We start from the raw sequence: 26,595 nt of genomic DNA on the forward strand, positions 1-26,595 counted from the left end.
ACCTGACCGGCGACTACCTGTGGCACGACAGCGCCAAGATCGGCGTCGGGAAATTCAGGCCGCTGCGTCCGCTGCCCAAGTCTTAACGTACTTTAAATTCCGTTTTCTGAGACGATCCCAGGCAGAGGCGGCAGAACAACAACACGCCGAACAGCGCAAGCGCACGGCCGAGGAAGTCCACCGCACGGCCGAACGCATGACCAAGGCCGAATCGGAGCGCGACCAAGCCCGCACAGCGGCGGCAGCGGCCCGCGAAGAAGCCGCCGGCCTGCGCGGCCAGCTGGAAGCCACCAAGACCCAAAACGAGGCCATGCTGAACGCCTTGAAGCCGGCCGCAGCACCAGCGGCGCTAGAGGAACCGACCAAGCCGGCACCGCCGCCGAAACGTGGCAAGAACTGACCAGGGCGCGCGCATTGGCGACAGCATAGGCGCCTAGCGCGCGTCGATCGGTCACCAACGTGGCGCCGGCACTGGCGACGGCCACGCCACCTGGCCAGCTGCGGTTTGTCACCAACGACCGACCCGGCCGCATACAGCCGTTGCGCCTGTGGATAACCCTGTGATAAGGAAAAGTTATCCACGCTGAATCTGTCTTGCGCGTAAGCTTTTGATTCTAAATTGAAAATGTTCCTTATCCACAGAATGGCACGCTGAATCTGTCTTGCCGGCCGCGCTGAATCTGTCTTGCGCTCGCGCTGAATCTGTCTTGCCGGTTGATTTTTTATTGCGTGCATGTGCTTGATTCTAACTGGAAATTTGCCATCGCGAAGCCCTGCCCCCTGTAGGTTTTTGCCGTTAGGTTTTTTTCCTTTAACTCTTACCCTAGTAGAAAAGCAACCCCGCGTTGTGGACAACGCAAAGGCACCGCTTGCCAGCGGCCAAGAACAAACCCGCCTACCCTCCGGGCTTCGCCCTCCGCCCCGCCGCTTCGCGCCGGCCTGCGGTGGACGAGCCACCGCAAATACTGGATGCCCTACGGGCATAGGGTTAAACAGCCGACGGAACCACCGTCACCAGCTGCGATAAGGTCACCGGCCTGCCCAGGACAAGAGCAACAGCACAACCATAGTTGGATGCCCTGCGGGCATAACCCCGGAAAACACCGAGGCCACAGCGGCTACCGAGAATGACCCGGCACCAGCTCGAACCCACCCTTCGGCCGGAAGCCGGCCGGCCCTGCCAACATCATACCCAAGCGACAGCACGACGCGACGGTTTCTCAAAAGCGTCTACAGGAAGGTGGTTTGCCCCTGCCCCGTTTCGTTCGCGGAAGCCACGGGAAGGCACCGCCAAGGCGATTGCGTCGATGAGTCGATACCACCGGCACCCTTCGCACCCGGCCGCCTCAAAACGCTTAGATTCGCGTTTGCTGTCTCATTGCTATGGTTTTGCGCTATCGGGTGTAAGGAATCCGCCTAGACGCTGGGCGTGGAAGGATTGTTGCGGCGTGATAATTATAAATTCATTGTTATATTTTGTTTTATTCGTGTTGATTATTTTGTTTTATAGGTGTTATACTTTGTTGTGGTCAGCGTTTTGGCCGCCCACCTCACCTCACAGGAGATACGCCATGCAAAAGAACATCTTTGTCGGAAACCTCGCCAAGTCGGCCACGCTGACCGGCGCCGGCGACCGCGCAGTAGCCAGGTTCACGCTGATCGCAAACGAGTACGCCGGAAAGGATCGCGAGAGCGGCGAGGTCCGCGAGCGCTCCGTCGCAATCCAGTTCACCGCGTTCAGGGCGAAGGCCGAGGCCATCGTCAAGAATGCCATGAAGGGCGATCAGCTGATTGTCGATTATCGGGTCGAGAACAACGACTACGAGAAAGACGGGGAAACGGTCTACGCCCACAACTTCATTGTCGAGGATTTCCAGTTCGGCGCCCCAGGTAAGGCCAAGCGGGAACAATTCTCACATGGGACGGGTAACTGATCTATGAGCCTTCCCGCCCAACGAATGGACGCTGCATTATTTGATTCGGTGGCAGTTAAGTGTAAATGGTCTGAACGTTCTTTGGGAGTCGCAAAATTGTTGATCGTTGAAGGTGTGCCGCTGTCGGAAGCGGCGGCGGCACACCAGATGTCACCGCAACAAGCGAACGTCATTCGCGGCCGATTTCTCGCCAAGGCCGATAAGCATCGTGTCGAGGAATTCATGGCACGCGAAAAACCAAAGCTGTCCAGCACTGCACTTGAACCGTTTTCAGCGGAAATTAAGACCCTACGAGAGAAGGGTTACACCATCGAACAAATCGTTGTTTTCCTCAAGGAAAACGGAATTTCCACCTCACCGACGACCGTGCGCAATTATTTAAGGAACATCACGACATGAAAACTCTAGTTCTCGCGAATCAAAAAGGCGGCGTCGGAAAATCGGCCATTGTAGTCCAGCTGGCCTACTACCTTCACCTGTTGCTCAATCTGCGGGTGCTGGTCATCGACTTGGATCACCAGCGGAACACGACCAATCCAATCCGCAACGGTAAGCTGGCGACCGTCTCGCAAATCCCGTCAAGCAGCATATTGTTGAAGAAAGTTAGCGGCGTGGAAGATGCGGCGTTCGTGCTTTTGGCCGGCGACAATACCGAGCTTTTGAAGATGGAGAAGCAAGCTGCCAACCATAATATTTTTGCCAGCAACCTTCAAGCCTTCTTGAAGTCGGTTGACGGCGATTTCGATGTCTGCCTGATCGACACGAACCCCAACCCGGACATTCGCCAACTGGCGGCGCTGGTCGTAAGCGATTTCGTGCTGTCGCCTATCCAGCTGAATCAAGAGGCCATCGACGGTATCGGCGACCTCTTGAATCATGAAAATATCGGCATCCGGAAAATTCAGGCGACCATCAATCCGACCTTACAGTTTATCGGCATCCTGCCAAACCTTGTCGAGCCGACGCCGTTCCAGCGCGACAATCTTCGGGAGTTGTCGGCGCATTTCGCCAAGCTGCTGATTCCCATGAACCCCGGCTTTGCCGCCATAAAGAAAACTACTGCCGTTCCAGAGTCCCAGGCCGCCGGCGTGCCAATCTGGAAATTGGGCAAAACCAGCGGGCGCGACGCATGGACGCAGATCAAGCCTGTATTCGAGAAAATCGCTACCACTATGGGAGTTATGTAATGGCACTTGACCTATCCGCCCTGGAAGAAAAACCCTCAACACAAGGCGCTGTATCGCCATCTGGCAAGCCGCTTGATCTTTTGATTTCCGATGTCGAGGAAGACCCGGAACAGCCCCGCAAGGAGTTCACCGAGGAAGCAATGCAGGACATGATCGCGAGCATCAAGGCGCGGGGAGTCAAGACGCCTGTGTCTGTGCGGCCGCATCCAACCAAGCCGGGCAAGTGGATGCTGAACTACGGCGCGCGCCGCTATCGCGGTTCAATCGGCGCCGGCAAGGAAACCATCCCGGCGTTCGTTGACGAGGCACACGACGACTACGACCAAGTAATCGAAAACATTCAACGCGACGACTTGAAGCCGATGGAGTTGGCATTGTTCATCAAGCGCAAGTTGGATGCCGGCGACAAGAAAGGCGTCATTGCAAAACGCCTGGGCAAGGATGCCGCCGCGATCACGCGCCACATGGCGCTGATTGACCCGCCCGCGTGCATCGAAGAAATCTACATCACCGGCAAATGCGTCTCGCCGCAAACACTATCCGACCTCCGCAATTTGCACGAAAAATATCCGGAGCAGGTGGAGGCATGGTGCGGCACTTCTGATGACATCACGCGAAACACCGTGTTGGTATTGGGCGATACGTTGAAGGGCAAGAAACCGCCGACGCCCTCCCCCGCTGCCGATGGCGAAAGTTCGGCCGGATTTGTTCATGAACAAATTTCCGGCGCGGCTTCCGGCGGCGACGCTGGCGACGGCGCACCCCCGGCCGGCGGCACCGCCAGCGAGGCAGGCAAGCCACCGAAGGAAAGACCAGCGGCGAGCGGCGCCGACAAAGGCAACGAGGCACCGGGCGAACCCGATCACGGCGAACTGACCAGCTGGCCGAAAGGGCGGGCCGTATCCGACCCGGAGCGCATGAACAAGCCGCTATTGCTGGTCGAGATCGACGGGCGCGCCGCAGCCGTTCTCTTGAATCGTCGGCCAAGCGCTGCCGGCCTGATTCGCGTGCGCTACGAGGATGGCGGCGGCGATGCAGAAGTAGAAGCCGGCCTGTGCAAAATCAACTTGCTTGTCGAGTCGGAGAAATAACATGCGCCGCGCTGTTAGAAACGGGATCGGTGGAATACTTGCCGTTGGTCTTGTACTTGCGTTCGTTGTCGGTAGACGGCGGGCGCAAGCAGCCGCGCCGGCCGAATCATGCACATTGACCTTTTCGGGAAATGCTCAATTGCGCGACGTGCCAGTAGCCCGGACGGAAACCCAACAGAGCAAAGGACTATCCGGCCTGGATGCGGTCGGCGCCGGCATGCTTTTCAGCTGGGACACACCGGCGCCGCGTGTCTTCTGGATGCACAACACCCGCGTTCCGCTGTCGATAGCGTTTCTCTCGTCGGACGGCCAAGTTTTCGCCATCGAGGATATGCAACCCAACACAGACACCTATCACTTGTCGGGCGGGCCGGCCCTGGATGCCCTGGAACTGTCCCAGGGCGAATTTGAACTCCACGGCATCGGAGTCGGGTCGAGATTGATCCGACGCGAATGCAAAGCGATTGCCACCTAGCCCTTGCGCGCGGGGTGACAGCACAAGCGGCCCGAAGGGCAAAATCTTTGCACAGCATCGAAGTCGGTGGTGGATTTTGAAGTAACTCTTCTTCACAGCGATACGGATCGGAGCGGGAGCGACTAGCATGCAAAGTTTTAGCGGGCAGTCCGTGGCCGGCCTTCCTACCGCTGCGCCTCACGTCCACCACAGACCCCACTCATGCAAAACCGCTTTTGATCTTGGCGGGAGCAGGCCGCCGATGCTATGCGTAACCGCTGGCCGCTTTTAAAGTTGGCGGCAGCAAGGCCGCCGAGGTAATTTTGTCACCGCTTGCCGTGCCGGTTTTTCGTCCCGTTCAAATTCACATGCGAAATCGCAAGCGCAGTGCGAATAGTCGCTTCCGAAATCACGTTTCTTGTCCCACGAGCTTTACAACGTTTGTTCATGAACAAAAGTGTGAGGGGGTGAGGACTATTGCAGGATAGGCTAATCGCCGGTATAAAGTGCGCACATAGCGCCCACTTGGTGCCCCCTCACCCCTTTTCATGAGGCTTTGGATTGTCATGGATAAACGCAGTCGTGCTATGAACATCCATCTAGGGGCGGACTTAAAAGACCGCTGGGCGGCCTACTGCTCGAACCTCGGGAAGACACCAGGGGCGGCGATAAAAGAGGCCATCGAACAGCAGCTGGAAAAGGCCGAACGTTTTCCGCCGGTAAAAACGTACCGCCAGACGCGGGAGGTGGCCGACGCCGAACCGAAAGTGCGGTTCGAGATACTACTGACGCAATCCGAAAAAGCGGCTGTACTCGAACGGTCGAATCTGGAACGATGTTCACAACGGCGCTGGATCGTTGACGCGATCCGGGCCGGGCTGACCAACGAGCCACAATTCGGCATGACTGAAATCGACGCCCTGGGGGAGTCGAACTACCAGCTGCTTTCCATCGGCCGCAACTTGAACCAGATTGCGCGCAAGCTTAACGAGGGGCACCGGGAGCCTGTCGCCGTTGAATTGATCGAGGGCTTGCGCACGATTATCGACAAGCACACCGATATCGTCAGCGCCGCGATCCGGGCCAGCCTGGAAAGGTGGAACATCGAATGACCAAGAAAATCATCGACGGTATCCTCAAGGATTGGGGCGAGCGCCTTTACTATTCGCCCGTCAAGGGGCAGAAGGGCAAGAACATACGCAGCGGCGGCGCCAGGAAGCCCGCCACGGCCGCGCCGAAGCCGAGCGCACCGGCGACAAGGGAAAAGGTTGCACGCACGGCCAAGAAGGTGCCCGAGGTCATGGTGAAGATTTCCGGCGGCGGCAAGAACATGCAGCACATCAAAGCCCACATGGATTACATATCGCGCAACGGTGAACTCGAAATCGAAGACGAAAATGGCGATGTCCATCTTGGCAAGGAAGCGGTACGGGACGTGCGCGACGCCTGGGCCAAAGGCAAAATAGGCATCCCCTACGAAGGGGAAAAGCGGAAAGAGGCGTTCAACATCATTCTGTCTATGCCGGCCGGCACGGACAGGCAGGCGGTCAAGGATGCCGCGCGCGCCTTCGCCATCGGCCAGTTCAGCAATCACCAATATCTTTTCGCGTCCCACGAGGACGAGAAGCATTCGCATGTTCATCTTGTGGTCAAGGCGGTCGATCACGACGGGATTCGCCTCAATCCACGCAAAGGGGATTTGCAGTATTGGCGCGAGCAGTTCGCGGAAAATCTACGGGATCACGGCATTGTGGCGAACGCCACGCCGCGCAAGGTCAGGGGGATCGTGCGCAAGCCCGAAAAACAGGCGGTGAAACATATCAATCGCGAATTCGAGGCCGGGAAGCGCAAGGCACCGGCGCGCGTCACCGAGGCTCAGCGGAACGAGGCGGCGCTAGAGGCGGCGACTGGCGTGAAGCGCGCGAACCCGGCCCAAGACAATATCAGCGCGAGTCGCAAGAAGTCGCAGAAGGCTTACGGGCAGATCGCGCGCGCCTTAGTGACTGGCGGCCCGGAAGACAAACAGCTTGCCCTGGACGTAACGCGGTTCGTGCAGCAAATGCCAGCTATCCGAACGCAGCATCAGGAGCTTGTCGAGAGCGAGCGCAAGCGCTTGGAGCGCGAGGCCGCGAAGCAGGTCACCCAGGAGCAGGGCAGGGCGGTTCCCGGCATCGACAAGACGCGCTGACAAGAAAAAAGCGCGGCGAGCCGCGCTTTCATATCGTGCTGGCGCCACTGTCAGCGCTGATTGGTGCCGGCGTTCCTGGCCGCATCCTCGGCCGCGATCCGCGCTTCGTATGCGGTCAACTCCGCGCTGTAGCTATCCGCATCAACCCAGCGCCCGCCGCGTTCCACGCTCCCCAGGTAGACGGGCGGTTTCAAATCGGTGTTGACGTTGCCGGCGTAATTCGAGCAATAGTCGGGCAAACGGTTCGACACGGTATAACCATTGCCATCGTCGGCGCCATCGCGCCACACCATCAAGGCCGAATTGAGCGCGGCCGTATCACAACGGCCGGCGCCGTTCGTGATCGCGTCCACAAGGCCACTCATGTTCTGATCCTGCGTCGCGGCCGGGCACATCTTCAAGAAATTCTTCCTGGCTTTCAGAGTGTCGGATGGTTTGCGCTTCGTGATGTTGAAATATCGCCGGATCGACGGCGCGCATTCGCTCGGCCGGCTGCCGGTGGACAAGCACAAAATCGCCTCGCAAGCGAGCTTGGTATCGCCGCTGTATTCGTTGTCGGCGGCGCCGGCCGACCAGCTGGCGCACGCGGCAATTAGTGCTATGGATGACGCGATAATCTTCTTCATGACAATTCCTTATAGGGGCGACGAGAAAAATTCGATGTCCACACGGCGGTTTTTGGCGCGGCCCCCAGGCGAAATGTTATCGCTGGTGTAGTCGCCCGCCGATACGTAATTCACTGAAATAATCCCTGCTGGGACACCGTGACCAACAAGAAATTCTTTTGCCGCCAAGGCCCGTTTCATGGCGACGAGCGTATCCGCATCGCTCGGCCGCTTGCCGTCCGTGCGTCCGCGAATTTCGATACGTGTCGCGCCGCGACGCAGCGCGAGTAGTTCGGCCGACTGATCGCGGGTGGCATCGAATTTCGTCACGTTGTACGGGAACAGCACGGACACGACACGCGAAACCGGCGCCGCCTGGACGGCCACCGGCACCGGCGCCGGCCGCTCGCGGGCTTTGTCGCGCGCCTCGGCGGCGACGGCTTGGCCGGCGAGGGCCGAGGCCGTCGCCGTCGTGTTTATAGCCTTGCGCTCGTCGCCGTCCACCGTGGGCGGTTTGGGAGGCGACGAGCAGGCGACGAGCGCCGCAAGGCTCGATAGAATGACCAATTTACGAATTTGTAACCTCCGTGATATGAAGTATTGGTAATCCAAGATTATATATCTTGGCTTCTTCCGCACAATCAATTTGGCGCTGAAATTGTCTTGCGATGTCAACGCCCGAACAACAGTCCGCCGGCGCCGCTGGCCGCTGGTGACAGATCGGCGCACCAGGTGCGCCGTATCTGTCACCAGCGGGAAGGGCAGGGCGGCCACGCGGGAAAGTCTCAATGGCGACGACCGGCGCCGGCGCGCGGCGCCTGGCCGTCACCAACACCTTTTTGGTGACACAGATCCGCGCTCGAGGCGGCCGCGGTGTCACCAAAGCTGACGCTGAAAACGAAAATCGCCTTAATAATCAAGGCGATTCTCGCTTTCCAAGACAGATTCAGCGCGACGAGAAAAGGGCGGAACAGCACGTCATTCCGCCCTGATCGGTTCATCGAGTGCGTTCGGCGTTGCGCTCGACCACTGGCCCGGTGCGCTCCGGTTGTGGTGCTTTCGTCGGCGCGTCCTTGTCGTACACGGCCACGGATGGCACCTTACCCACCTTGGCGCGCTCGACCAAGCGCGCATCGACCGCCGCTTTCAACGCCTGCCGTTGCGCCGGGTCTTTGACCTTCGCGTCAATGACTGCCGCCGCCACCGCTTCAACGACTTTGTGCTTGTCCGACTTCGTTACTTCCCAGGCGTTGCGATGCGTGTCGATTTCCTCCTTGCCGATGACCTTGCCCGCCTTGTCGCGCTTGTTCGCTTCCACGGTGACGGGCACATTCCCCTTGAATTCCAGATTCACGGCGTCGCCGAGCTTCGCCTTACTTTCTGCCATCGCACGCTTGAGGTCGATACCCCACACCGTTTTCTCGCCGGCCGGCGTCGCCAGCCTGACGAAGTAGCTCTGTTTTTCTTCCGGGTCGTGGTTGTACTTGGCCGATCCATGTTCAAGAACACGGCCGGCATACGCCCGCAAGGCGCTGTCGGGCGCGTGGGCCTCCGTCTCCTTGCCGGCCGCCCTGGCGGCCGGCTGGGCGCGTTCTGGTGCCTCCTGGCCCTGTTCACGCGGCTTGCGCTGGGCAGTCTCTTTTTTACGGTCAATATCTGCCATTACGTCCATGATGTCGCGGGTGCGAGGGTTGTCCCGATCACGCAAGGGCCGCTCAACAGGGGCGCGCTGCTGTCCCTGTTCGCGTGCATCGACAGTCTTCTCAACTTTGTTTTGCATTCCGCGTTCAAGACGCGCTTCGAGACTCTTCAAATCCTGTTCACTCGGCTTGAACCCCCGCACTTCGAGGCCGCGCAAACTCGCCTCCATCCACACTTCGCGCTGAAAATCTGGATGGCCGGATACCTTGAGCGTTTTCCATCCCTTCGCCTCTGCCATCGTCGCCATTGCTTTCGCAACGCGATCATCATTCGAGGCCGACACCATGCGTTCGCCCTTGTCCTTGAACGCGACCTTGCCGGGCTGATCCTTGAACAGGTATTTCGCGCCCGATACGCGAAATTGGTCATGCACCTGATCCAGCAATTCCATGCGCCGGTTCTTTTCGCGTTCCGTCAATTCGGCGGCGCCGGCCGGCGATGGGCTTGCGCCCAGGTCGTCGCGCGCGGCGGCCTCGCGCCGTTCCGCCGGTTTCTCCAAATCGACTTGCTTCGCTTCGACCGGCTTGCCGGCCCGCTCCGGATCGCGGGCCAGCTGCTCGCGCTCGAACCGCTCGCGGTCGTGCTGGCGGGCGAGCGCCGCGCGGGCCAGGGCATCGGGATCGAGCGACGCAAGCTCTTGTTCCCGCTCCGGTGCCTGCTCGACCACGTTACGTTCCTCGGGTCGATCCGGCTCTAACCGTTCCACTTCCACGGTCTTTTGCGCGTCGCGCATTTGCGCCCGCCGGCTGCTTTCCTCCGGGCTGATGCCGTTCTCGTTCACGAGGTCTTCACCGCGCAACGTTCCCTTGGCCGTGGTCTGTTCCGCGATGGCCTTCGCGTTCTTGCCGCCAACGGCGTCAATGAGCGCGTCAACGTCCAAATCCTTGAACCTCGCCACCGTTTTTACACCCATGTGAAACGACACATCGAAGCTCGCCTTGTCCCCTTCAACGAAACGCTCATAGCGGATCGAGGTCGCCGGCTTGTCGTCAATCTGGATGACGCCGTAGGCCGGGCCGCGCGCCGCCACGTCGATGACGGCCGGCGCTTCGCGCGCCTGATCGCGGTCGAGGAACGCCGGGGCGACGCGATCCTTGCCGGCGTGGTCTTCCCACGCCTTGGCCGCCTTCGCCAGATCGACCCGCGCCAGCGTCTCCAAATCGTCATGAAGACGATTATCGAGCTTGACGGCCCGCGTCGCCGGGTCTAACGCGGCCCGCTCCCAATCGGTGTTCTTGAGGCGTTCGGTCACCGATTTTTCAAGCGCTTGCATATACCCCGCCCGAAAATCCTTGTCCACGTCGTGCGAGTTCGGGAGAACCCTCACGTACCGCGTTTCGCCGTCCGGGTATTTGCCGTGAATTGCGGTGCCGGCCATGCCGCGCGCGAAATTCTGTTCCGAACTATGAACGACGTAGGGCCGCTTCGTGATATCGGCGGCGAAGAACGCCGCGCCGGCCTCCTTCGCGTCCGAGTATTGCTTTGCATCGGCGTCAACAACAATTTCAAAAGTGCTAGCCATGATTTCGCTCCTTATCGTTCGATGCCGTGGTCGGCTTGTTTCGCCTGTACCGGCGCGGGGTTCGATTGCGTCCGAGCGGTTTCCGGTTGCTTGTTGAACGCTTGTTCGGTCACGTTGCCGAGGTGCTTCATGAACGCCTCGCGCTGATTCGCGTTCTTGATGTTTTGCTTGGCGTATTCGGCCGCCTGCGCCAGGAACGCGTCGGGCTTCAATTCTTCCTTGGCCGGCGCCGGCGCCTCTTTCGGCTTGTCGGCGCCTTCGCGGTTCTTGTCCGAGTACGGATAGACCTTGGCCTTGTCGCCGGTATAGTGGATTTGCACATTGGTGTTGTTCAGCTGCCGCTTGCTGTCCAACATGCGCAATGTCGAGCCTTGCAAATCAAGCCCGTCCTTCGGATGAACGACCGCGTACAAACGGTCTTTGCCGACCGCCTGCACGAGGTACTTATCGTTGTTGAGAATGACCGGCCCGTAGTAGCTGCCGTTTTCCTTCGCCACGGACACGGATGCGCTGATTTCACGGCCCTGGCCGTCGCGCAGCCGGTTGCCCTCGGCGTCTTTCGGATTGAGTTTGTTGACGGCGTATTCCCGGATTTCCTTGGGAACGTCTTCGATCTTGCCAAGGAAAGCGCCGACGACCTTGTTACGGGCTGGGCTTTTCTTCACGTCAGCAGCCGGCGTACCGGCGGTGCGGTCATTCATGATAAGGCTCCTATAAACATCAAATATATGCGGCTCTCAACAAAGCCGCCCTTGGGCTACGCCCGCATTAATCGCCGCCGTGGCGCCGATCAAATTCAAAATGCCTTCCCTTGAGTCTTTTCCGGAGCAAGGGGCTTGTCAAGCACGCTTAGATCAAGTATTGGCGTATCTCCAATTGTTTCCGGATAGTCCGCCGGCTGTTCCATCGCATCGAGCGCGGCCAACATATCGGCTTCGTCATACATGCCGACCGCATCGTCGGCCGGCGCCGCCGCGTCCATCATGGCTGTCATTTCCTCGTCCGACAGTTGCGCCGTATTCGGCTCGTCGTCTTGCGGCGCCGGTGGCGTAACCGCCGGCGCCGGCTCGAAATACCCGTCATCGTCGTCGGCCGCGTGCGCGGCGATCACGGCGCGTTCCTCGTCGCTCGGGCCGTCGTCCGCCTCCTGATCCGGCGCGACGGCCGCCACGAGGCCGCCAGGGGCATCCACGTCGATTTTAAGAACGTTTTCAACGGTGATACTCACCGTCATGCGTTCCTCGCCGCCTTGGCCGTCGTCGTCGCCTTCGTCGGCGTCGTCCGCCGCCTCGGCATCGAGCGCCGCCAGTTCCTCATCGCTCGGCCGGTCGCCGGCGCCGTCGTCGTCGGTGTCGTCGTCGCCGGCGCTGCCGGCATCGAGCGCATCGAAAAAGTCGTTCACGAAGTTCTCGATTTGCTCCGGTTCCAAACCGGCGCCGGCCGGCACCTTGATTTTGGACGTATCGAGCGCGAGCGCGCGCAGGTCGATTCCCTTGGCGAGGTCGCCGACCGTCATCGCGCGGCTGCGCTGGTTGACGATGGCCTCGTGAATGTCGAAGTCGATGAACGGCACATAGCTGGAAAGCTCGCCGGCGCCCCATGTGGCCTCGAAGAACTCCTTCGAGGGAATGGCCTTGGCGGCGAAGCCAAGCTTGCGCAGCGCGCGCCGGATCGGCGTTTGATCGAGCGCGGCCAACGTGGGACAGACGGACTTGAACCGATCAATGAAGACGTGATCGGTGAAATACACGATCTTGTCGCACTTGATGGGCTTGGTATTCTCAAGGCTGATGATCTGCTTGCGCTGGCTCATTTCCTTGAGTTCCTGCGGCATCATCAAGGCCCGCTTTTGATCCGATTCCGACTCGCTATGCCCGCCGCCGTTCTTCCCGCCGCGCTGGCGACTCGTGCCCCTGGCCTTGAACGTGTAGGTGCCGAGCATTTCGGAATACTCGTTCGCGTCGCTTTGCTTGCGCGGCGTGTACAGGATTTGCAGCGCGTGATTGGTAATGAGCGTGCCGGCGCCTTCCTTGCCGTAGCCACGGCGCGGTTCGGCCTCGATCTGCGACGGCGACTGAATGATCGTCAACAACCGCATGCCGTAGCCGGCCATGTACGAGTTCGCCTTGTCGATGATGCCGATGCGCCCAGGAGCGGCGAATTCGTCCATCACCATTAAGCACTGGTATTTCAATTCAGGTTTGGCGAACAGCAGTTCGTCGGTGTTCAGTGTCACCAGCTGGGAGAAGAACACGTTCAGCAGCAACTCGGCCTCGGCGAGCTTGTTCGCCGGGATGCCGACGTACACCGTCATGCGCTGCTTGCGCACCTCGCGCAAGTCGAAATCGTTCGCCGATGTCGCGGCATCGACAATCGGGCTTGTCCACAGCGTCAGCGGCGTGTTGAAGGACGCCATGATGCTCGACAGCGTGTTATCCGATGTCATCATGAAGCGGTTCAGCGCATCGACACATTCCATTGTCAGCATCGGCTCGCCGACGCCATCCCATTTTTCCAGCGGAACCAAGCGGCGTTCCACGTCGAACTTGACATGCTTGCCGAGCGCCTTGAGCGATTCTTCGATTTGGTTGAGTTCCGCCTTGGCGGCGTTTTCGACCAACATGCAGGGAAGGTCATCGAGCAGGTTTTCCGCATCCTCTTCGCTGGCGTCGCAGATTTCCATGATGACGTTGAGGGCTTCGTCGCGATCCGCCTTTTCCCCGATTTCGGTCAAGCTGATATCGCCGTATTCGCGATAATTGCGCTCGTTGATGATGCCCTGCAAATAGGTCTTGATCGGCTTGCCCTTGCCCGACGACTGGCGAAGCAACTCGCCCATCGTTCGCGGCAACGCGGGCGTCTCGCACAGGTACAACGCCAGCCCCAGGAACAAGTTCCTGGCCGCGTCGTCAAAGAAAGCGTCCTTGCCGGCGCCAGGATAAAACGCGTAGCCTTGCGCCAGAATTTCCGTGACCCGCAAGCGCGGATTGTCGCTGATGTAGCCGAGGCAGTTGTAACGATGCGTCCGGCCGTCTTCGGCGAACGGGTTCCACAAGAAAACCTTTTGGCCGTGTTCCGACCGAAACAGGGACGTGATTTTGTAGTTTTCCAGTTTCACATCAAGCACGACGGCCGACTCGCGCCAATTCATCAGGTTCGGTATGACGATCCCGACCCCCTTGAAACTGCGAGTAGGGGCCGCCAGCAGGACGAACTGCATGCCGGCGAACAGGATGAAGGTGTTGCCCCACTTTCCGACGATGATGCCGGCCTGTCCGAACAAGCCGGCCTTTTCGACTTCGCCTTTCGTGGCGAAACGCGCGTCGCCGTGTAGCGACACGGTTTCACGCATGGCCCCGATGATCGCCATGAGCACGACGCCGTAGCACACGACGGCCGCCACAATGCCCGACACCTTGAGCCGCTTGGAGATTACGGGATTGTCTTGGTAGAAGTGCCAGAACGTCCACCACGTCGAGAAGTCCGTCTTGCCGAACGGATTCGCCTTGCTGAACAGGAAGAACAGGAACCCGGAGAGCCAGACCACGCCCACCGTGGCGACCGCGACCGCGATGATTCCCAACACCCATTTAAGCCACTTTGGCATTTCCATGACCGTTTCCTTTATCGGTTTGGTGACAACCCGGGCAACCAGGTTGTCGTTATTTGTCGCCAAGCTGCGCCGGATATGGTGACGGCCGCGCCACCTGGCCAGCTGCGGATTGTCGCCAGTGGCCGGCCTTTGGCGACAGCGCCGCGCGATCGATGCGTGCCGGCTGTCGCCAACACAGAAGAAAGGCGGCCACGCCCTACGCCGAACGCGCCCGGACAACAAGCCTGTCCGCCCACGCCCTCCGGGTTGCCTTCGGCAATTCTCTGTCGAGAAATCAGCCTACTTACTCCGTGGGGGCCGGTGCCCGCTTCTTCATCGGGTCGTACCATATTTTCGTGATGTGCCGGCCGGCGTCGCTGTGAATGTCGTTGTGGATATGTACGACGACATCAACGACGAGATACAGGAGGCGACGGATGACGGGGTAGGGCAGCATCCGGCCCTGCCGGTTTTGCAACACCATCAAGGCCAGCCGCTCGAACGTCAGATCGGGCGAACCGGCGTGGCAGCTGGTGATGCTGCCGCCGTGGCCCGAGGCAGCGACGTTGATGAAGTCGAACGTCTCGCCGCCCCGCAGCTCGGCGAGCAGGATGCGCGTCGGCTTCATGCGCAGGCAGCTTTTCAGCAGCGCGGCGGCCGTCACCGATGCGCTGTCTTCTTCCTTCGCCTCGCTCGGATAGAACAGGTGGACGTGATTCGGATGATTCGGCAAGAACAGTTCGGGCACGTCTTCAATCGTGATGATCCGCTGTTCGACCGGGATTTCTTGCATCAGCGCTTTCATGAACGTGGTCTTGCCCGACCCCGTTTCGCCGGCGACGACGATGACCTTTTCGAGTTGCACAGCCCGGCGCAGAAACTCCATGTACTGACCGTCGCTTTTCAGCTGAACGAGTTCTTTCTCGTCGCGGCTAAGATCGCCATCGAGCGGGCGTATGTGCTTGAAAAAGCCGTCGCTTACATAGTCGTCCAGCGTGCGCACCTTGAACGACGGTTTCCGGATCGTTATCGAATAGGTGCCATGCTCACAAGCGGGCGGCTGCACAACCTGCACCCGCTCGCCCCCTGGCAGGATCGCGGACAGGATCGGGCGAATATCCGATACGTCATTGCTGGCGAACTTGGCCGTCGCCACCGCCAGGGACTTGAGGTGCATATAGTCCAATGCCGGCACGTCGTGCCGCTCCCACTTAGTGCCGCGCTCGCACCACACTTCAAAAGGGCGGTTGACGCACACTTCGGTAATGGCCGGGTCTTCCAGCCACTGCTTCGCGAAGGTCAGAAGATGATTGACCGACGTTCCGCGATTGACCTCGCCGGTCAGGTAGTCATTGGGCTGCGACATCGTATACGCTCGAAAAGTCAAGATCGCGGGCGACGAAGATACCGACTTGCTCGCCTTGATTTTTATAAAGGGTTGGCGGAATGTTGATCGTGTTTTTCAGCGCTTCCGCCGCCATGTTTTGCGTTGCCTCGCCAGTGCTTCCGAAATTGACTTGGTTGCCACCCGAGCCACCACCACTGCCGCCGGTCAACCCGCGCGCCACGTCGTCAACGAGGCTTAGCATCAGAGCGCCCCCGAAGCGTTGCCAGAAATGGTTATCGACATAACCGGGAACGCCACCGCCGCCAAGCGGATCGGTGCCGGGCGAATCCAATCTGATCGTGACGCCGTTCGGCGTCTTGATGCGAGTCCACAGGATGAAAATACGGGCCATGCCCTGGCGCAAATTGGCTTGGTATTCGCCCGTTACGACGGAACCGCGCTCAACCAGTAACACCTTGCCATTGTCGCTATAAACATTCCTTGTCACGTCGCAAGCCGTCTTGCCGGGCACGGTCGAGTTCAGCTTGGTGCGCAAAGAACAGTCGATATAGGCGCCTTCGGCGAGCATGAAATTCCTGTTGCCGAGCATGCGCGCCATCCGAACCGGCGTGCTGGTGGACGAGAGCATGGCGCCGATAGTGCCCGGCGCCGGCGCCGCTGGCGCCGCCTCGCCAGGGGCCGCCTCCGCATCGGCGGCCGGCGCGCCATTGCGGCTATTCTTGCCGCCCGCCATCAATGACGAGCCAGCCTTATCAAGCACCTGGGGAGGCTTCACATTGGCCGTGCCGGCGCTGGCCGCGCCGCCCGGCAGCGCCGGCGCCGTGCCGGCCGGCGCGCCGCCCGGTGCCGGCACGACCGGTATCGCCGGCGTCGGCCCTGGCACCGCCGGCGCTTCGCCGGGCGGCGGTTCGGCGAACGTCCGGGCGGGAACAACGCTCGTGATTTGCATGTCCTTTTTCTGGCTGGTTTCCGCAAGCCGCGCTTGGTTCTTTTGGTACTTCCAATACGCGACGCCGCCGACCATCGCCAGGAACAGCAGGAACACCACGGCGATCAAACCGCGCTTGGCCGAGGACGGCCCGCCCTCGTTCACGCTCGGCATGCCGCGTTCGCCGTCCAGTTGATCCACTGTGGCGTTGCCGTTTTTGGTTTCATTGTTCATTTGCCTGCCTCCCCGAGGATGACGCGCTTCACGCCGGGAACCGTCGTGCCCTCGTTGGCCGGTATGCCATCGGGGTCAAAGCTGTCGTTGTAAATGCCGACCACCGCGTTACCGAGGCGCAGCACCGCCGCGCGCGAGACACGATGCAAAACCAGCACATCGGGCACCGCCGGGTCAATATGGCTGTCAACGATGCTCTCGGACTTGTCGGCCGCGACCAAGAACGCTGACGGGAAATCCCGGTTGTTAGGGAATTTCAGGTACGTGAAACGGCCGTCGTCGTAGGCCATCGTCGGCGCGATGCCTTCGGAATGCTCGCCGATCTGCATCGAGTAGTTCCAATTGCGCGGCGCCGGCTTCACATCGAGCTTGGCTTGCGCCGCTTGCTTGCCCGCGACCGCCTTGGCCTTGGCAGCCTCTTCGGCCGGATAGCGGTATTCGACCCGGTAGGCGATACGCTGCTGATTCGCGGCAGAGCGCCCGCTGTTCGAGCCGGGCAGCAATTGCAAGTCCAAGTCGTACATGCGCAAGTTCGTCTTGACCATCAGGTTCGTGTTCCACGTCCCGGCCGTGGGCGCCATCGACGGCTGGCCGCTCTCGCCCTTGATGGACTTCGCCTTAATGTAGAGAATGTTCGCGCTGTCGGAAAACTCCCATCCTTGCGTGAACCCGGACGCGACATCAATGACGACTTCGTTCGGGGCGAACACCACGCGCGTCCCGAGGCCGGCCACGGTGCGCACAACCACGACATCGCCGGCGTTATAATTGACGTACTGGATGCGGTTGTCGAATTTCGACCCTTGGGGTATGTCCGTCGCGTAGGCGGCGATGCCGCCGGCCGACAATGCAATGGCGAGGATTAGGCGTTTCATTGCGCACCTCCCGCCTTTTCCGGCGCCGGCACCATTTCGGGATCGACACGGTAGCTCAGCATTTGGAATCCGAATGGATTTATCAGTCGGGCGCTCTGCGCGATCTTGGACGGATTGCGATATTCATACGCGACCGTGGCAACCCATTTGGTAACCGTGCCCGGCGTGTCCTGATCGACCCGCTTCGTGGTCTTGATGAACCTGATCGTCGCGGTGTTTTTCGGCGTCGGCACCACACTGACGATATCGACCGTCGCCCGTACGGTCTGGCCGTACTGCTTGTCGAGCGCGTCTTTGCCGGTGAACAGCGCGGCATACGCCGCGCCGACGTTCGGCGACGACAGCAGGCCCACGGTGTTGTAATCGCGTTGCAGCGTGTACCAATCGTATGTCTCGCGGGCGCGCACATACTGGGCAAGCCAATACTTGTCCATCACTTCGTCGCTCGTCACCTTCTGATCGTGGAGCGTGGTCACGATATCGGGCACGCCGGTCGTGTTATCCACCCGGATAACATAGGGTATCGTCTCCTTGAGCGGGAGGATTACGACGAGCGCGACCCAGGACAGCAGCGCGACCACCGTAGCGACGATAGCCACCGTCCAGGCGCGCCGCTCTGACTTTTCGATGGACTGGATGCGCGACGCCTCCCAATCCATAGCCGCGCTCATGAGCGTGTCGCTTTTTGTCGCCGGCGTGGACGGCGGCGAATCCTTGGGCTGATTTTTTCCGAACATGGTTACTCCCCTTGAGCTTGATTGATGGATGAAGCAGCCACAGGCGACGCCGGCACTTGCTTGTTGATCGGTATGCGCGGCTTGCCTTCTAACGTCGGCAAGACGGCCTTGTTGCTAGCGCATCCTGCGAGCGCGGCGAACAGAAAAATCATGAGTGCGCGTGTCATATTTTGTGCCCTACAGTAAAGGTGAACGGTGCAATCCAAATTATACAACCGTAGCAACCAAAATACCCTATCTTGGTTTATGAAGGCTGAAAAAATGCCGCCCTGCCCTCGATGGGACAGGACGGCATCGAGAGCTTTATTCCTTGACCGAGCCGCCTTGTGCGCGGCCCCAATTTTTGCCCATGTTCTGCATGACATGCTGGCGGTAGGCGGGATTCCACATAGTGTTACCCGCCAGCATGTGACTGGAACGCCGGGCCGTGGTCATCATTCCCGATTGCATGTCGCGGCGCGTGGACATCGGATTGACCAGATTGCCGACGCCCTTCGCCGCGCTCAAGCCGCCGCTGACCGGCATGAGCAAGTGCCGAATGCCCATCGCTGCCATCGACACGCCGCCGGCCAAGCCCGAGGCCATGCCCCCGACCTGTAGGATTATCCAAATCAGAACGCCGGTAAGCGTGCCGATTTGCAGCGCCGCGAACATCGGATTGCTCGTACCGTCGCCCGAGAAATCGGCACCGTCGATAAACTTGGAATATGCCAGTATCGCGAAGGTCATCACTATCGCCATGATGACGATAGTAAGGATGTAATTCATGACCTGGGAAAACCAGCTGTCGAAGAAGCGCGCAGTCAGGGGGAAAAACAGCGAGAACACGAAGAACGGGCCGATGGCGAACATGACCGCCAGCGAGAACTTAGCCACGATGACGACGGCGCCGCCGATCATCATCACCAGTACCGTACCGGCGCCCACGATCAAACCGGCGATCACCCACCCCAAGGCCGAACCGATGCTCCACCCGGCTTCGTCCGCCTTTTGAAAACAAGTGCCGACGATCTTTAGACCGGCCCCAAGCGCCTTATCCAGCACCTCGTATATCGAGGCGGCCGGCGTGCCGGAAGTATTCATCGCGTCCGCCAAACCTGTCTCAAGCCCGGAAAAAGCGCCCATGACACCAGTGATATAGCCGTCCACGGTCAACGCGAAAGCCGCGATGACCATAATCTTGACGCACTGCTTGATGAACGTCCACATCGGGGATTCGACCGCCCCCGTCGCTATCGCGTAGCCTGTCAAGACGATATAGAGCGTCACCCCGGTCAGCGCGAGCATTTGAAGCTTGAACATGAGCGCCCGCGCCGCCGGCTCTACGAACGCATCCGTCGCGTTCGTGACCGTCGCGCCGATGAACTGAAATACCATTGCGTCATCCATAGCACACCGTCCTATTTTTTATTATTGCGAATATCCGCAGCTGTAACAGGAGCCATTGGTTTGATTCCGCCGGTAGCGCCCCAGGTCGTGGCCGAATCCGCGCGCGTCGCATTGACGCAATTGGGCGTCGCCGCCAACTCGCCGGGATTCGAGTTGCACTTGCTCAGCATGGCGACGCGCTCGACCTTGTTCGCCTTGTACCACTCAACGGTTTGCACCGGCTGCGCCGGCGCGCTCGCATCCTTGTTACACCCGGCCAGCATCGCGAACACGCCCGCCGAAACCAAAATGGCTACTGTTTTCATATCCGACTTCCTTCCTTAATGGTTGATGGCGGGCCGTTGTCCTGGCCCTTTTGGTGACAGAACTCCCGCCTGGCGGCGGCCGCGGTGTCACCATTACACGGCGTTTAACGGGCGAAGGTCAGCGGCGCCACCTTAATGCCCTTGTCCGCCGCCCAGGTGCGCGACTGAATCTCGCGCTGCCGCTGCGCCAGAACCTTGTCTTCGGCCGCCGCCACCATCGCGAACATTTGCAGCTTCGTTTGCTCGTTCTGGATATTGGCCTGTTCGGCGGCGATCCTGGCTTGCAGTTCGGCGATGGCCTTCGGGTCTTGCGTCGCGTTGATCTGCCCCATCAGCTGGTCGATCTGGTTAATGCGCCCCTTGGCCGCCGCATAGGCGTCGATGGCGAAGCCCTTATCCTGCGCCCCTTTCACCGCGCGCGCCTCGCACGCGGTGCGCTGGTCTGCCACAGTGATGTAGGCGCACCCATCGAAGATTTTGTTCGAGTTGTACACGGCCTTGCCGCTGCCGCTCAAGCCGGCGTAGCCGCCCGTCTTCACACTGTCGTAGACGCCTTGCCAATCCCCCGGCAAATAATCGCGCAAGGCAGGGTTGTTCATGATGTTGCCCAGGTTGCGCGTGCCCGTCATGGACTTGCGCTGCTGGTCCAGCTGGTCAATCTGGCTGGTCATCTGGTCGTACTGCCCTTTCCACCTCACCACGTCCTTGGCGAAGCTCGCAATCGTCATGGGCGAATCCGACACTTGGGTAGTGACAGTCACAGGAATTTGCGCGTAAGCCGCAGAGCAGAAAAGCGCGGACAATGCGGCGCCGAGAAGAATCCGTTTCATATTCACCTCACGAGATTGAGTTTTGAAGCCGCCACGCGCGCCTTACGGCGTTCGTGGAAGACGGGGAGCCATACGTCGGGATCATCCCCCACGTCGGCGATGATCTGTTCGACCAGTTCATTGTTATCAGGACTGCCCGACAGCACGGCCAATTCATCATCGAAGTCGGCCAGATCAAGGCGACCGATCATCGACTGATGGCCTTGCTTAATGAGGAACATGCGGCTTTCCTCGCCCATGCTCCTGATGATGTCGAACTCGGCAACGGACACCTTGAATCCTTCGGTGTACTCCGTGAAATCGGCCTTCGGATTCGGCAAATAAATCTCGGTGGCCACCTGCTGCACCAGCGATGCCGCGATCTTCGATTTCAGCAAACTACTCGGCATTTGCGTAGCGAACACGCCGAAGCCGTTTTGCTTCCTGATCGTCAACTGTTTGTTGCCGGCGAACTCGGCGAATGCCTCATCGTCAACCCACTTCCAGGCTTCATCCATCCAGTAGATGAAGCGGCGCCCGTCGATGACCGAATCCATGCGGTGAAGCAGGTACATCGAAATCGGCGTGCGCACGTCCGGGTTGTCGAGAAAATCCGTTCCGTCGAAACCGTAATTGGTGTGCGTGGTGAAGTCGATTTCGTCGTTCGGGCAATCCAGCACCCAGGCGAACGAACCTTGCTTGCCGTGGCCGTCGTCATAGCACCAGCGCGACAGGCGCTTGACGACGCTGTTCTCGCGGTCTTCCTTGTCCGTGCCCTCGGTCATATTCTGAATGACCGTCGAGAGCCGGCGCAGCTGGCGCGGCATGCGCATGACGGTGCGCACGGCGTCGCCGATGCGCAGTTCGTCCGTGATCGTCACGCGCTGATGCTCGCCAGATACCAGGGCGCGCACCAGCCGTTCGAGGAACAAGATATTGTCCTCGTTCGGTTCCATTTGGAAGGGATTAAACCCTGTCGGCCGGCCGTTCTTGATCGACAGGTATTTGCCGCCGATAGCTTTGATGCACAGCTTCGCGCCCTCGTCCTTGTCATAAAAAACGGTCGTGAACCCGAGCGGCGCGTTCGTCTTGAATTTCTGCGACTCGATCAACAAGGCATTGAGCATGACGGTCTTACCCACGCCGGCCTGCCCGATCATGCGGGTATTCCCCAACACTTTCTTGTCGTAGTTATCCTCGTCGCCCTTGGCGTAATGGAAATTGAAGTACAGCGGTTGCCCCGATGGCGTTTTGAACAGCGTGACGGCCTGACCCCAAGGATTGCCGTCACGCTTACCCGCCGTGAAATTATGAAAGCTCGACAGCCCGGCGAAATTCAAGCTCGTCAGGCCCGCTACGCGCGGCCTGTAGGCCCAATTGCAAGGCAGTTGGGCATAGAACGCCGCGTCCGTCGCGGTCGCCACCAGGGCGGCCAGGAAGCCGCGATCCTGAATGATCGTCATTGCCGACGTGGTATTGCGCCGCACCCTTTCGACCGATTCGCCAAAGATCATGAGCGAATAGTGATATTCGCCCATCGCGAACTCGCCTTGAATCAGCGCGTCGATGGCATCGGACATTTGCTGAATTTGCGTCGCGCTGCCGTCTTCGGTGTTGATTAACTGCGCGCGCTGCCGCTCCAAAAATTCTTTGCCCTTACTCTTCTGCATGAAGCTGAACGATTGAGTAATGACGAACTCGTAATCCTCGTACAGCAAGCCGTTCAGGATTCCCGGCTCGGTATGCGCCGTGTAATCCTTGAAGTCGATGCACTGCGCGTAACGGGTCTTCGTTGGCGAACGAATTTCAATGGTTTCGGTGCCGACGAATACCCAGGCGGTGCCCAGGTACTCATCGAGCGACGACATCGGGACGCGAACCTTTTGCCACTCGCCGGAAATGAGGAAATTCAGGAACGACAGGATTTCCGAACAGACGACGCCGTTCTCGTCCTCGAACGTCGCCAGTTCCTCAAGACCGTAGCGACGCATGCTGGACTCGACCTGATGGGCGATTTCGTCAAGCCGGCGGATCGAGGCGCGCTGGTCGTTCATTATCTCGGCGTGCGTGCGCCGACCCGACTTTGCGAACGCCCGCCCGAACCGCGTCGGCTGCGGACGATAAACCACCGTCAGATAAAGCTCGTTCGCCATCATCCGATAGCCGGCGAAGGAATCGAAATACTTCTTGTCAAAGTCGTGGCAAAACTTATTCTCGAACGTCGATTGCAATCTGTCCGTGGTCTGGCGCCGCACGTTGTGCGTCCACAGCGCCACGTTCGCCGAGGCTATCGACCGGAACATCGTATTCAGCTGATCCTTTCGCAACAGGATATCGTCGGAATCAACCGTCTCGAAACTGATGCCGGTCATTTTGTAGATGCGCATGAAATCGCCATCCTTCGTGACGACAGTGTTCGCCGAAACGTGGCTGCTATACGGCAGAAAGGGCGCTACTGCCCTTTCGCGGTTCGTTTGTTGAGCGTACTTGGCTTGAGCGGACATATCGCCTCACTTCCGTTTTTTGAACTGAATAGGGCTGTAGGTGGATGCCTTCCAAAAACGGCCGTTGTGGTTATAGTTGACGAAGCGAAAAAGCAGTTTCAGGCCCAAGAGCCTGAACTGCTGATCGTCGGATTTGGTTATGAGCCGCATCGTCAACACGATGGGCAGGAGGGCGAGGGCCACGAGAACCGTTGTCCATACCGCCAGGAGGATGACTACGAGGCCAACGCACATAAGCGGCACCAGCGGCACGCCGAACATCATCGCGGGCCGGGTGCAGCCCTTGAACAACGGATCGCGCGGATCACTCGGTTCTAAGGGGGATGACATGGCTTACGCCTCCTTTAGGCCAGGAGGTAGCGCGCCAACTCCGACGCGCCACCGATTAACAGCCCGCCACCCAGGATTTTGCCGACTTCGGCGAAATCAGCGCGTTTGAACAGGAATTGATAACCCGCCCACATGATGGCGATGGTAACGACGCCAATCGAAATTCCGCGCAAAACAAGTAGCACGTTGTCTACGAATGTATTTACCTTATCAAGCCCACCAGCGGCTTGCGCAAAAGCAGGCTCGGCAGCGATAAGCATCGCGACGGCCGTCAGAAACATGACGGTGAAATTGCGTGGCGAGACGGCGAGGGGTTTGGTTGTCGCGTGCATTTTAAGAACTCCGATCAGAGAAAAAAGGGAAAAGCGGGACGGCCGGCCCGCCGTGGCGTGATATTCCGTTACTTTGTATCTTTGACGAAACATCATAGAGAGATTATACACCTGTGCATGCCAATATATACCATTCTGGCGCATCTAATTATGCTTTCTTGGTTGGTCTGGCAACTACCCGCGTCGGCACACCGACAGCAACCCTCGTCGGAATTTTCCCGGTGCCAACTTTTGGCTTGCTCCCGCCCTTCGCATCCTTCGGAACAGGTTTGCCGCCCTTGTCGTCCATCACCGTCTTGCACCCATCCTTGAAGCCACTACAGCCCCAAAAATAGCCGAACTCGCCCTTGCGGCGGTACATCAACTTCCCACACTTCGGGCACGGCGCGGTCTTGATCGCGACCGGCTTGCCGCCCTCGTCGTCAAGGAAGGTCTTGCACTCCGTGCCGGTGCAGAACCAGCCGAAGCCGCCCTTCGGCTTGCCCGTTTCCTTGTCCTTCTTCTGATAGCGCCGCAGCGGCGCCGCCTTGCACGTCGGGCACTTGTGCACCGTAGGTTCGACCGGCTTGCCGTTCACGTCGTCCATGAAGTGCTTGCACTCGTCGTTCGAGCAGGCCCACAGATTCCCGGCACCCACCTTGCGCTTGAAACGGCGCATGGTGCCGTTATCGCATACCGTGCATGCGTACACCTTGCGCTCGGCCGGCTTGCCGCCCACGTCGTCCATGAAGTGCTTGCACTCCGCGTTCGTGCAGCACCAGAACGGGGTCTTGCCGCTTGGCGCATAGCGCCGCTGGCCGCTGTCGCACTTCGGACACGGGAAGCGTGGCTTCATCGTGCCGCCGGTGCCGACCGCTGCGATTTCGGCCTGTAGCTGTTCGTAGGCCGGCGCCACGACATCGAGATAGCTACGGCCGCCGCCGGCGATATGATCGAGTTCTTCTTCCATTCCGCGCGTGAACGGCACTTCGATGAATCCGAATTCGCCCTTCACCAACTCGTCGACCAGCTGGCACCCGATGTCAGTCGGTTGCAGGAACCGCTTCACCTCGGACAGATAACCCTTGTCCATGATGTTCTTCATGATCGGCGGGTATGTCCGGGGCCGGCCGATGCCCTCGTTTTCGAGCTTCTTGATAAGACTGGCCTTGGTGTAGCGCGCCGGCGGCTTCGTTTCCTTGCGCAGCAGCTTGCCGCTGTCGGCGCGCTTGCTGCTACCGATTTCGAGCATGGGCACCTTGCCGCCTGCCGGCTCGTCCGCGTCGCCCTCGTCGGCAATGGCATCGAGCGCCGTCAGGGCGCGCCAGCCGGCTTCGACCATCACGCGGCCATTGGCCTTGAACTCGAACGTCTCAGCGCCGTCTACGGCCGCCAGAGACACCGTGTTGACCTTGTAGGTGGCATCGGCCAGCTGCGACGCTATCGACCGTTGCCATATAAGCCGGTACAGCGCGCGCTGTGGATCGTCCTCGCCGGCGTCTTCGTCCTCAAGGTGCGTTGGGCGGATCGCCTCGTGCCCTTCCTGGGCGCTCGCTTTTTCCTTGAACCTGCGCGGTTCGTCGGGCAGCTTCCAGCCCTTCCCTATCGCGAAGGCCCGGATATCGCGCAGACCCTCATCGGAAAAATTGACGCTATCCGTGCCGATGTAGGTAATGGCGCCCTGCTCGAACAGCTTTTGCGCGAGTCTGGCGGTAACCTCCGGATCGAATTTCAGGCTCACGCTGGCCGCTTGCAGCAACAACGACGTCGAGAACGGCGCCGGCGGCGCTTCGCGCGCCGTCGTGTTCTGCGAGTCTGTCACCTTGAACTGGCGGCACTTGGCCGCGCGCGTCGCCAGCGCCTCGTCAAGCACATACGGCGCCTCGGCGGTGACGAAAGGCTTCGTGTTCCACTCCGCTTGCCACGCGTCGCCATCGAACGACACGACGGCGCCGAAATGGCTCGTCTTCTTGAATGCATTGATGCGCCGTTCGTTGTCAACGACCAGCCGCACGGCCGGACTTTGCACCCGGCCGGCCGACAAGGACATGCCCAGCGTCTCCGACAACAGCGGCGACACCAGATAGCCATACATGCGGTCGAGCGCGCGCCGCGCTTCCTGGGCATGCACAAGATCGTAGTCGATCTTGCGCGCCTTCCCCAGGGCGCCCCGGATAACGTCCTTCGTGATCGAGTCGAAAGTGACCCGCATATACTGCGTCTCGTCCAGGCCGAGGGAATCTTTCAGATGCCAGGCGATGGCCTCGCCCTCCCGATCCGGATCGGTCGCGAGATAGACCATTTCGGCGCTGCGCATTTCCCGCCGAATCCGCGCAACGCGTTCTTCGCCGCCCGGAAAGGTACGGCCTTGGAACGTCGATGGCGGGATAAACTCGTAATTCAATACAAAGTCCGCTAAGTCGATGCCGAGGTCATCGCGCGGCAAATCGCGAATGTGCCCGACGCTCGCCATGACCTTCCAGCCATCGCCTAGAATCGCTTCGAGCTTCTTAATCTTGTTCGGGCTTTCCACCACCATGAGCTTCATTGC

The 26,595-nt window shown here is 59.7% G+C and carries 25 protein-coding genes and 1 pseudogene; 9 read left to right on the forward strand and 17 right to left on the reverse strand.

Going from position 1 to position 26,595, the window contains the following annotated elements; genetic code table 11:
• From ACP7EY_RS21115 to ACP7EY_RS21150, 8 genes and pseudogenes are all read left to right on the forward strand, one after another.
• A pseudogene (locus ACP7EY_RS21115) lies at positions 1 to 400 on the forward strand (hypothetical protein); the annotation flags it as partial.
• A gap of 1,171 nt (positions 401 to 1,571) precedes the next feature.
• On the forward strand, positions 1,572 to 1,934 hold the full coding sequence (locus ACP7EY_RS21120; RefSeq protein WP_426197126.1) for a single-stranded DNA-binding protein: 363 nt from the start codon (positions 1,572 to 1,574) through the stop codon (positions 1,932 to 1,934).
• Positions 1,935 to 1,937: 3 nt separating this feature from the next.
• A complete protein-coding gene (locus ACP7EY_RS21125; protein WP_426197127.1) occupies positions 1,938 to 2,333 on the forward strand; it encodes a hypothetical protein in 396 nt (131 codons plus the stop codon).
• The gene (locus ACP7EY_RS21130; protein WP_426197129.1) at positions 2,330 to 3,121 is read left to right on the forward strand and encodes a ParA family protein; all 792 of its coding nucleotides are present in this window, start codon (positions 2,330 to 2,332) and stop codon (positions 3,119 to 3,121) included. The genes ACP7EY_RS21125 and ACP7EY_RS21130 overlap by 4 nt, the downstream gene beginning before the upstream one ends.
• Positions 3,121 to 4,212, forward strand: coding sequence for a ParB/RepB/Spo0J family partition protein (locus tag ACP7EY_RS21135; protein WP_426197131.1), 1,092 nt, complete (start codon positions 3,121 to 3,123; stop codon positions 4,210 to 4,212). The genes ACP7EY_RS21130 and ACP7EY_RS21135 overlap by 1 nt, the downstream gene beginning before the upstream one ends.
• A gap of 1 nt (position 4,213) precedes the next feature.
• The gene (locus ACP7EY_RS21140; protein WP_426197133.1) at positions 4,214 to 4,687 is read left to right on the forward strand and encodes a DUF192 domain-containing protein; all 474 of its coding nucleotides are present in this window, start codon (positions 4,214 to 4,216) and stop codon (positions 4,685 to 4,687) included.
• Between the two features lie 566 nt (positions 4,688 to 5,253).
• A complete protein-coding gene (gene mobC, locus ACP7EY_RS21145; RefSeq protein ID WP_426197135.1) occupies positions 5,254 to 5,778 on the forward strand; it encodes a plasmid mobilization relaxosome protein MobC in 525 nt (174 codons plus the stop codon).
• Positions 5,775 to 6,854 (forward strand): relaxase/mobilization nuclease domain-containing protein, encoded by a 1,080-nt coding sequence (locus ACP7EY_RS21150; protein WP_426197137.1) that lies wholly within the window; start codon positions 5,775 to 5,777, stop codon positions 6,852 to 6,854. Before mobC ends, ACP7EY_RS21150 begins: the two co-directional genes overlap by 4 nt.
• Before the next feature lie 50 nt (positions 6,855 to 6,904).
• On the opposite strand, the gene ACP7EY_RS21155 is transcribed toward ACP7EY_RS21150, so the two are convergent.
• A complete protein-coding gene (locus tag ACP7EY_RS21155; RefSeq protein WP_426197139.1) occupies positions 6,905 to 7,480 on the reverse strand; it encodes a TrbM/KikA/MpfK family conjugal transfer protein in 576 nt (191 codons plus the stop codon).
• A 9-nt stretch (positions 7,481 to 7,489) separates the two neighbouring features.
• Complete coding sequence (locus tag ACP7EY_RS21160) at positions 7,490 to 8,233, reverse strand: OmpA family protein (protein ID WP_426197141.1); 744 nt, start codon at positions 8,231 to 8,233, stop codon at positions 7,490 to 7,492.
• 14 nt (positions 8,234 to 8,247) lie between these two features.
• Between ACP7EY_RS21160 and ACP7EY_RS21165 the strand changes: the two genes are divergently transcribed.
• On the forward strand, positions 8,248 to 8,451 hold the full coding sequence (locus ACP7EY_RS21165; protein WP_426197143.1) for a hypothetical protein: 204 nt from the start codon (positions 8,248 to 8,250) through the stop codon (positions 8,449 to 8,451).
• A gap of 5 nt (positions 8,452 to 8,456) precedes the next feature.
• On the opposite strand, the gene ACP7EY_RS21170 is transcribed toward ACP7EY_RS21165, so the two are convergent.
• The 15 genes from ACP7EY_RS21170 to topA all read right to left on the reverse strand — a co-directional run bounded on the left by ACP7EY_RS21170 (position 8,457) and on the right by topA (position 26,592).
• Positions 8,457 to 10,682, reverse strand: coding sequence for an LPD7 domain-containing protein (locus tag ACP7EY_RS21170; protein ID WP_426197145.1), 2,226 nt, complete (start codon positions 10,680 to 10,682; stop codon positions 8,457 to 8,459).
• A gap of 11 nt (positions 10,683 to 10,693) precedes the next feature.
• Positions 10,694 to 11,383: a KfrB domain-containing protein gene (locus ACP7EY_RS21175; protein ID WP_426197147.1), complete on the reverse strand. Its 690-nt coding sequence runs from the start codon at positions 11,381 to 11,383 to the stop codon at positions 10,694 to 10,696.
• A gap of 95 nt (positions 11,384 to 11,478) precedes the next feature.
• Complete coding sequence (locus ACP7EY_RS21180; protein ID WP_426197149.1) at positions 11,479 to 14,295, reverse strand: type IV secretory system conjugative DNA transfer family protein; 2,817 nt, start codon at positions 14,293 to 14,295, stop codon at positions 11,479 to 11,481.
• A gap of 283 nt (positions 14,296 to 14,578) precedes the next feature.
• Positions 14,579 to 15,640 carry a P-type DNA transfer ATPase VirB11 gene (virB11, locus tag ACP7EY_RS21185; RefSeq protein WP_426197151.1) on the reverse strand — a complete coding sequence of 354 codons (1,062 nt, stop codon included), beginning with the start codon at positions 15,638 to 15,640 and terminating at the stop codon, positions 14,579 to 14,581.
• Complete coding sequence (virB10, locus tag ACP7EY_RS21190) at positions 15,624 to 16,784, reverse strand: type IV secretion system protein VirB10 (protein WP_426197152.1); 1,161 nt, start codon at positions 16,782 to 16,784, stop codon at positions 15,624 to 15,626. Before virB10 ends, virB11 begins: the two co-directional genes overlap by 17 nt.
• Entirely contained in the window at positions 16,781 to 17,659 is an 879-nt protein-coding gene (gene virB9, locus ACP7EY_RS21195; RefSeq protein ID WP_426197154.1) for a P-type conjugative transfer protein VirB9, read from the reverse strand. Before virB9 ends, virB10 begins: the two co-directional genes overlap by 4 nt.
• Positions 17,656 to 18,396 carry a virB8 family protein gene (locus ACP7EY_RS21200; protein ID WP_426197156.1) on the reverse strand — a complete coding sequence of 247 codons (741 nt, stop codon included), beginning with the start codon at positions 18,394 to 18,396 and terminating at the stop codon, positions 17,656 to 17,658. The genes virB9 and ACP7EY_RS21200 overlap by 4 nt, the downstream gene beginning before the upstream one ends.
• Before the next feature lie 2 nt (positions 18,397 to 18,398).
• Positions 18,399 to 18,548 carry a hypothetical protein gene (locus ACP7EY_RS21205; protein WP_426197158.1) on the reverse strand — a complete coding sequence of 50 codons (150 nt, stop codon included), beginning with the start codon at positions 18,546 to 18,548 and terminating at the stop codon, positions 18,399 to 18,401.
• A 151-nt stretch (positions 18,549 to 18,699) separates the two neighbouring features.
• Positions 18,700 to 19,773 (reverse strand): type IV secretion system protein, encoded by a 1,074-nt coding sequence (locus tag ACP7EY_RS21210; RefSeq protein ID WP_426197159.1) that lies wholly within the window; start codon positions 19,771 to 19,773, stop codon positions 18,700 to 18,702.
• Between the two features lie 23 nt (positions 19,774 to 19,796).
• The gene (locus ACP7EY_RS21215) at positions 19,797 to 20,090 is read right to left on the reverse strand and encodes an EexN family lipoprotein (RefSeq protein WP_426197160.1); all 294 of its coding nucleotides are present in this window, start codon (positions 20,088 to 20,090) and stop codon (positions 19,797 to 19,799) included.
• A 104-nt stretch (positions 20,091 to 20,194) separates the two neighbouring features.
• Positions 20,195 to 20,920 carry a P-type DNA transfer protein VirB5 gene (virB5, locus tag ACP7EY_RS21220; protein ID WP_426197162.1) on the reverse strand — a complete coding sequence of 242 codons (726 nt, stop codon included), beginning with the start codon at positions 20,918 to 20,920 and terminating at the stop codon, positions 20,195 to 20,197.
• A 2-nt stretch (positions 20,921 to 20,922) separates the two neighbouring features.
• Positions 20,923 to 23,403: a VirB4 family type IV secretion/conjugal transfer ATPase gene (locus tag ACP7EY_RS21225; RefSeq protein ID WP_426197164.1), complete on the reverse strand. Its 2,481-nt coding sequence runs from the start codon at positions 23,401 to 23,403 to the stop codon at positions 20,923 to 20,925.
• 6 nt (positions 23,404 to 23,409) lie between these two features.
• Positions 23,410 to 23,733 (reverse strand): type IV secretion system protein VirB3, encoded by a 324-nt coding sequence (locus ACP7EY_RS21230; RefSeq protein ID WP_426197166.1) that lies wholly within the window; start codon positions 23,731 to 23,733, stop codon positions 23,410 to 23,412.
• A 14-nt stretch (positions 23,734 to 23,747) separates the two neighbouring features.
• Positions 23,748 to 24,161 (reverse strand): TrbC/VirB2 family protein, encoded by a 414-nt coding sequence (locus tag ACP7EY_RS21235; RefSeq protein ID WP_426197167.1) that lies wholly within the window; start codon positions 24,159 to 24,161, stop codon positions 23,748 to 23,750.
• Positions 24,162 to 24,213: 52 nt separating this feature from the next.
• Positions 24,214 to 26,592 (reverse strand): type I DNA topoisomerase, encoded by a 2,379-nt coding sequence (topA, locus tag ACP7EY_RS21240; RefSeq protein WP_426197169.1) that lies wholly within the window; start codon positions 26,590 to 26,592, stop codon positions 24,214 to 24,216.
• Between the last annotated feature and the right edge of the window lie 3 nt (positions 26,593 to 26,595).

The organism is Massilia sp. DWR3-1-1 (genome assembly GCF_049898325.1).
Lineage (GTDB): Bacteria > Pseudomonadota > Gammaproteobacteria > Burkholderiales > Burkholderiaceae_D > JAFCUW01.